6 protein-coding genes are annotated in these 6,439 nt (G+C 57.8%); 3 read left to right on the plus strand and 3 right to left on the minus strand.

The features are described 5' to 3' along the window. Nucleotides 1–201: 201 nt before the first annotated feature. Entirely contained in the window at nt 202–1,317 is a 1,116-nt protein-coding gene (locus tag AC07FD_RS38520) for a pilus assembly protein TadG-related protein (protein ID WP_478354053.1), read from the minus strand. Between the two features lie 252 nt (nt 1,318–1,569). Here AC07FD_RS38520 and lepA point away from each other — a divergent pair, with 252 nt between their 5' ends. Beyond that, nucleotides 1,570–3,375 carry a translation elongation factor 4 gene (gene lepA / locus AC07FD_RS38525; protein ID WP_478354054.1) on the plus strand — a complete coding sequence of 602 codons (1,806 nt, stop codon included), beginning with the start codon at nt 1,570–1,572 and terminating at the stop codon, nt 3,373–3,375. Between the two features lie 27 nt (nt 3,376–3,402). Here the strand turns inward: lepA and AC07FD_RS38530 are convergent, their stop codons facing one another. Together AC07FD_RS38530 and AC07FD_RS38535 are read right to left on the minus strand one after the other, a co-directional pair. Continuing rightward, entirely contained in the window at nt 3,403–4,578 is a 1,176-nt protein-coding gene (locus tag AC07FD_RS38530; RefSeq protein WP_478354057.1) for an AAA family ATPase, read from the minus strand. Nucleotides 4,579–4,617: 39 nt separating this feature from the next. Further along, entirely contained in the window at nt 4,618–5,151 is a 534-nt protein-coding gene (locus AC07FD_RS38535) for an AAA family ATPase (protein ID WP_478354058.1), read from the minus strand. 133 nt (nt 5,152–5,284) lie between these two features. Between AC07FD_RS38535 and AC07FD_RS38540 the strand changes: the two genes are divergently transcribed. Continuing rightward, nucleotides 5,285–5,563: a hypothetical protein gene (locus AC07FD_RS38540; protein WP_478354055.1), complete on the plus strand. Its 279-nt coding sequence runs from the start codon at nt 5,285–5,287 to the stop codon at nt 5,561–5,563. A gap of 122 nt (nt 5,564–5,685) precedes the next feature. Continuing rightward, nucleotides 5,686–6,195 carry a hypothetical protein gene (locus tag AC07FD_RS38545; protein ID WP_478354056.1) on the plus strand — a complete coding sequence of 170 codons (510 nt, stop codon included), beginning with the start codon at nt 5,686–5,688 and terminating at the stop codon, nt 6,193–6,195. The last annotated feature ends 244 nt before the right edge of the window (nt 6,196–6,439 follow it).

Below are 6,439 nucleotides of genomic sequence, written 5' to 3' on the forward strand. Positions count from 1 at the left end.
CCATCCTCAGCGCCATGCTTCGAAACAATCAACCTTGGAACCAAGCCACCACTTAATACACAGTTGCTCATCCGTCTCGGCGCCAAAGCGCCGATCCAACTTCTCCCACAGGGGGAGAAGGAAGAGGGCGCCGCTGCCGCGAGGCGAGCCCGGTCTCGCCCACGCTTCAGGCCCCACAAAGGAGAAGAGAGATCGGCGGCCTTACTGCGTCAGCATTGTGTTGGACTGCCGCCGGCTGAAGTCGCACTTGCCCTTCACGCTGTAGAAGAAGTCGGCGTTCGTAACGTCTGGCAGTGGAGGATTGTTGCCGCCGTCTTCCCATGCCTGGTCGCTGGTCTCGCTGCAGGGCACAGCTTTGAAGATGTCGACGATTGTGTTGGCGTCGACCTCGACGGGGAGGTATGTGGAAGGGCTCAGGGCCTTTTGTGCCGCAGTGGTGTACCCGGCGCCGAGGTAGAGCCGGTTCGACGTGCTTGCACTGTCCGACCTGAGCGGGTTGACCGGTCCGGACGGCACATCCATCTGCAGATAGAGCCGGTCCATCATGCTCACGTCGATTGTTGCGCCACTGCTGTTTCCGGCGGAATTCGTGGTCGCGCACGTCGTCTTGAAATAGATGGTGGAGCCGTTCGTATTTCCGCTTTTTGCTACGGCGGTGCTTCTGTAAATTCCCGCAGTGGGAGTGAAATCGGTTTTTTGTCCTACTGGCGTGCACACTTGGCTCTGAACCAGCTTCTCGGTTGTTCCCGACACAGTGGAAATAGTTGTCGTACCGTAACCTTTCGGGTCGGCAGCGGTATAAGTCTTACCCCCGCTCGTATACGAATAACTATACGCTTTGTAGTTATAGCCGACCTTCATCATGGCCGTCGCTGTGGTCGTGGAGTTCCAACCGAACGGAAGGCCGTACAGGGTCATGGTCTTGTTCCAGTAGCCTGAAACGTGCTCGACGTTGAATGTAGCTTCGACCAGTGCCGGCGTCTTGCTCACCGCCGACGCGACGGCGACCGGCACCGAGTCGATCCTGGCGATCGACATGAAAACGGTCGGCATGGAAAAACTTGCCGTGGCCTGCGCAGTGGCGGTGCCGTCGGTGCCAACCACGAAGCTTTGCAGCGTCGCGATGGCCCCTGCCGGTGCACCGTTGGCGTCGAAGGAATCCTGCAGCACCACCTGGCGCTGCGCCAGCGTCGAGGTCGTCACCATCGTGGTGATCGACAGGATCCCGGCATCGAGCGCGGACTGCATGTCCGACTTGGTCTGGACCGCCGAGGTGTAGTCGACCGAGAAGCCGACGGCGGCAATTATCGGCATCATACTAAGGACGAGGATCGGCGCGAACGAGCCGCTCCTCGACCTGACAAACCTGCCCGCTAACCCCCGCATGCCTTGATCCTACAAATGAATATCTCTGCTGGCTAACATGGCAGTCGCAAATTATGCTCTAATGGACTTGGTTAAAATTTATCGACTTTCCGGGAAATTCTCGGGAAAAGCCGATAAGTCACGGCGCCCCGGCAACGGCTGTGCCGCTTGCCGATACAACCGGCCCCTGCTAAAGCGCGCGCCATGAGCACGCCCCTCGACCACATCCGAAATTTCTCCATCGTCGCCCATATCGACCATGGCAAATCCACGCTTGCCGACCGGCTGATCCAGCTTACCGGCGGGCTGGAGCTGCGCGACATGAAGGAGCAGGTGCTGGACTCGATGGACATCGAGCGCGAGCGCGGTATCACCATCAAGGCGCAGACGGTGCGGTTGAAATACCGCGCCAACAATGGCGAGGACTATATCCTCAATCTGATCGACACGCCCGGCCATGTCGACTTCGCCTATGAAGTGTCGCGCTCGCTTGCCGCCTGCGAGGGCTCGCTGCTGGTGGTCGACGCCAGCCAGGGCGTCGAGGCGCAGACGCTGGCCAATGTCTACCAGGCGATCGACAACAACCACGAGATCGTCGTGGTGTTGAACAAGGTCGACCTGCCGGCCGCCGAGCCGGAGCGCATCCGCGAGCAGGTCGAGGAGGTGATCGGCATCGACGCCTCCAACGCCGTGCTGATCTCGGCCAAGACCGGGCTTGGCATTCCCGACGTGCTGGAGGCCATCGTCCACCACTTGCCGCCGCCGCGCGAAGGCGACGCTTCGGCCCCGTTGAAGGCGATGCTGGTCGACAGCTGGTACGACGCCTATCTCGGCGTCATCGTTCTGGTGCGCATCATCGACGGCGTGCTGAAGAAGGGCCAGACCATCCGCATGATGGGCACCGGCGCCAAGTACCTGGTCGAGCGCACCGGTGTGTTCACGCCGGCCCGCATCAATGTCGACGAGCTCGGCCCCGGCGAATTCGGCTTCTTCACCGGCTCGATCAAGGAAGTGGCCGACACCCGCGTCGGCGACACCATCACCGAAGACAAGCGCGCCACCGCCAAGGCGCTGCCCGGCTTCAAGCCGGCGCAGCCGGTGGTGTTCTGCGGCCTGTTCCCGGTCGACGCCGCCGATTTCGAGGATCTGCGCGCCGCGGTCGGCAAATTGCGCCTCAACGACGCTTCGTTCTCTTATGAAATGGAAACCAGCGCCGCGCTCGGCTTCGGCTATCGCTGCGGCTTCCTTGGCCTTTTGCATCTGGAAATCATCCAGGAGCGGCTGGAGCGCGAGTTCAACCTCGACCTGATCGCCACCGCTCCGAGCGTCGTCTACCGGCTGCTGTTGACCGACGGCTCGATGAAGGAGCTGCACAACCCGGCCGACATGCCCGACGTGGTCAAGATCTCGGCCATCGAGGAGCCGTGGATCCGCGCCACCATCCTGACCCCCGACGACTATCTCGGCGGCATATTGAAACTCTGCCAGGACCGGCGCGGCGTCCAGGCCGACCTGTCCTACGTGGGAAAACGCGCCATGCTGACCTACGATTTGCCGCTCAACGAAGTGGTCTTCGATTTCTATGACCGGCTGAAATCGATCTCCAAGGGCTACGCCTCGTTCGACTACCACCTGACCGACTACAAGGAAGGCGACCTGGTGAAGATGTCGATCCTGGTCAATGAGGAGCCGGTCGACGCGCTGTCGATGCTGGTGCACCGCACTGCGGCGGAAAAGCGCGGCCGGCAGATGTGCGAGAAGCTGAAGGAGCTGATCCCGCACCATTTGTTCAAGATTCCGATCCAGGCCGCGATCGGCGGCAAGGTGATCGCCCGCGAAACCATCTCGGCGTTGCGCAAGGACGTCACCGCCAAATGCTACGGCGGCGACGTCTCGCGCAAACGCAAGCTGCTGGACAAGCAGAAAGAAGGCAAGAAGCGGATGCGCCAGTTCGGCAAGGTGGATATCCCGCAGGAGGCGTTCATCCAGGCGCTTAAGATGGGGGATTGAGAAGCCGGCTGGCGCGCCGAGCGCTCGCTACCCCTCAGCGAAGTATCGATTTACCTCTGTGAGCATGTCACTAAATTCCGCATCGAATTCCGATGCGTGGAATTCATCCAAAACCTGGAATAACGAGATAGATATCCCGTAGGCTTCGTCAAGCGCTCGATTGTAAGCGGAAAAAAACTCTTTTCCGGAAATCCGACAGCTATATCCCCGGCTCGCCCAATCTTTATCAAATTCGCTCTTAGCCAACTTCAGAATAGTCTGGGTGTCCCTCGCATCTCGTTTAAGCTGATAGTACTTGCTTGTCGAAGACTGCACGTTAATGAGACAATCCTCGCGTAGCTCCGAAGAAATAGAGGATAAGGTATCGTCGATCCAAGCATCTTCTATTATTTTCTCTTTCTTTTTAGCTGCCTTTTGCGTGACCCTATGGATCGCATCGCGCGCGATCACATAGTTCTCGATCTCCTTGCGTCGGAGGACATGACAGAAAACCCCCGACCGCCTTAGCTTCTGCTCGTGGCCTTCGATCTCCTCCAAGCATCGATAATCTCGATCAAAGATCGCAGCGATCTTTGGTTGAATTCCAAAAAGCTCTTGAAAGGCCCACGGCAAGTTGCCGACCCGAGGCCATTGTTCGTACCCACCTATCTTGAGCAGCATCGTGTCAGGATCGCTAAACACCCCATCGGGAATCAGTATTTGCTCGAACCTGCGATAGATGGAGCGATCGTTTCCCTCGAATGCTATTATCCTTTTGGCCCTGGAAAGACGGGCAAAGTCAGCGTTCTCGGAGGAACCCAATAGCGCATGCGCGCTTCGGTAGCCTTCTTCGGTGGTGATTCGTTTTCCAGTCTGAAATTCCGATCTCACTAGAACGACATCGCCCGAGTTGGCTTCGTTCATGATCTCTGCTGAATGAGTGGCAAGAAAGATCTGAGAGAACCTCTTTTTCGCGATACCGTAAAGTCTTCTCTGTAGGTCAGCGTGAAGGTATACGTCTGGCTCGTCCAGAACGAGAATGTCTCCTCCCGATCCTCGAAGAAAATGAGTCATGATCTGCATCCACGCCTGAAATCCAAACCCTGATAAATAGATTTCCCTTGGATACCCATTCTCAAGGTAGGTCATCTCGAGCGTCGATGGCATTCCAACAATTATCGTCGGCTTCTGGACCTCGATATCTTTCCAGTTACCCTCAACCAGTGATGAGAATTCCTGAAATTCGCTGTGGCTCTTCTGTCGTCAGATATTCCTAAAATTTCGCGCGGCAAGCCGAGTATGTTCCACGCTTCTAACGTAGTCGGGATAGTTCGGCTTCTCCGTTTCTTCAAATTGACCTAGCGTTGGAACAACAATTATGGATTCTGGAAAGCAATCTTTGAAGTAGGCCTTTGTGCTTCTAGCTCTCTTATCTGATTGGACAAAAACAATCGGTTGGCGTTCAGCATTAAGTATAAGGTGAAGAGAAGACCCATTGTCGTGAAATATCGTAATCTTGACGTCGTCCTCTGAATCGTTTGTGGGTATGTTCGCAATAGGCAGGCAAAAATTCTTATTGGTCATTTCGTATGTAGCGCAAACCCCATATGGCTTCTGCGTCTTGAGAACCGGAAGTCTATATTCCGCGTAGCGGGCGACGTCTGCGAACAGCCGAAGAGCGTCGAGTACTGAGGACTTTCCAGCGTTGTTTGGGCCTACAAAGATATTTCTCTCTTTGCAGGTAACGCGGAATTTGGAGTGCTTTCTAAAGTTTTCGAACTCGATCCGTCTTAGAATTTATACCTCCCTCGCCAAATCCCGCTCTGAATTGGAGTTTTACACGATTCTTTCAGAGCCGAAACGGTGTCACACCTCGTTTAGTCCCTAGCCCTTCCGCCACGCCATTCTTCGTCTCGATGGGCGTGGTGTCGTGGGGCGTGCCCTTGCTGCCGACCTCGTCGTCTTTGCCCGCCGCCGCTGTCCGCGCGGCGGAGAGTGCGTAAAGCGCGGCCACGACCGTAAGGTGACACCGGAAATGGTTCCGGTGATCAGGCTGGCCCGTGATCTGGGCTACAACTACGCGGTGATCGCGTCGTACTGCCAGATCAATCAGGGTCGCATCGCTGATGTGATGAAGGGGCGCTTGTTCCCCGACATTTCAGTCGCGATGGAACTCCCCGTCGACTTCCCGATGGTGGCGGCTGCCTAAACGAAATGAAACGGGGCGACCTACCGGCCGCTCCGTTTCAGTTTCCAGATCCGCTCAATTTGACCTCCCTTCACCATCTCCGCCCCTTGGCGTATCTTCTTTTAAGCTTGGGGGGACATCAAATGCGCAATTCTCCAGACACCACCGCCGCGATCGGCCTCGCAATCGGCGGCCTCTTCGGTCTCGCCGGTACCTTCGTGGCAAGCGCTCCGCTCCGCGAAACACTGTGGGCGATCGACGGCGTGGCGCTCGTGGTAGCGACGGCGCTGCTCACGATGAAATACCAGCGGCTCGGCAATGACTGCGTGGCGGCCGGGTTCCTGACCTTCCTCGCCGGCGAAAGCCTGCTGCTATCAGGCAATACGGCGGGCCTCGAGGCCAGCGTTCCCTCCTATGTCGGCGGCATCTCGCTGTGGGCGGCCGCGCTGATCATGGTCAGCGTGCCGAACACTTTTGCGCTCTGGATGCGGCTCACTGCGTTTGTCGCCGCCGTGCTGTTCCTCGTGTCGGTGGGCATGGTGCTGTGGGGTGTGCCCTTGCTGCCGACCTCGTCACCCCTGCCCGCCGCCGGCTATCCGTTCCTGGTGCTGACCTTCGCCGGCTGGATCTGGACTTTGGTGAGGCCTGGGTGATGAGCGGATCGGCGTGCCGCGCCCCTTGCCTTCTCCCCCTGTGGGAGAAGGTGGATCGGCGCGTAGCGCCGAGACGGATGAGGGGTTCTGGACGGAGTGAGGGGTTGGTGTCTTCTGGAACACCCCTTGTATCTGCACGGAGCTGAATTTGTGCGATGCAAGCGACAGAGCCTCGAACCGGATGGCCATCCGGTTCGAGGCTTGGCGAAGTCGCCCGACACCCCTGCGGCTACAACCGTGGATG

It is taken from the genome of Mesorhizobium waitakense (assembly GCF_056431085.1).

Coding starts and splice junctions, on each gene's coding strand:
- AC07FD_RS38545 (WP_478354056.1), top strand. CDS start 5,686: ATGCGCAATTCTCCAGACACCACCGCCGCGATCGGCCTCGCAATCGGC.
- AC07FD_RS38520 (WP_478354053.1), bottom strand. CDS start 1,317: ATGATGCCGATAATTGCCGCCGTCGGCTTCTCGGTCGACTACACCTCG.
- lepA (WP_478354054.1), top strand. CDS start 1,570: ATGAGCACGCCCCTCGACCACATCCGAAATTTCTCCATCGTCGCCCAT.